The 257-nt window shown below is 42.0% G+C and carries 1 pseudogene; it reads right to left on the reverse strand.

Annotated elements, in window-relative coordinates:
- Positions 1–48 precede the first annotated feature (48 nt).
- Positions 49–257, reverse strand: a pseudogene (locus tag AAEZ02_RS22940) (FlgO family outer membrane protein); the annotation flags it as partial.

Genomic DNA, 257 nt, shown 5'->3' on the forward strand with positions numbered 1-257 from the left:
TGCTTACACAGCCAGTTAACAGTACCAGCACAATTAACATTAACGACTTCATAGCTTATCTCCTAATACGGTATAACGACTGTCGCCCTTATTTTCGTGGCGATACAGTAAACCATTACGCGATTCAATCATTTCAGAAGGTTGTAAATAACCCGATAAGCTCGACGCCGCCACAAATGATTGCACCGCAGAAACCACTCTATTATTGGTCACATTCACTATTCGGCCGTTAAAGACTATTCCTTCAGGTGTTAAGG

It is taken from the genome of Shewanella sp. T24-MNA-CIBAN-0130 (assembly GCF_040310185.1).
Lineage (GTDB): Bacteria > Pseudomonadota > Gammaproteobacteria > Enterobacterales > Shewanellaceae > Shewanella > Shewanella psychromarinicola.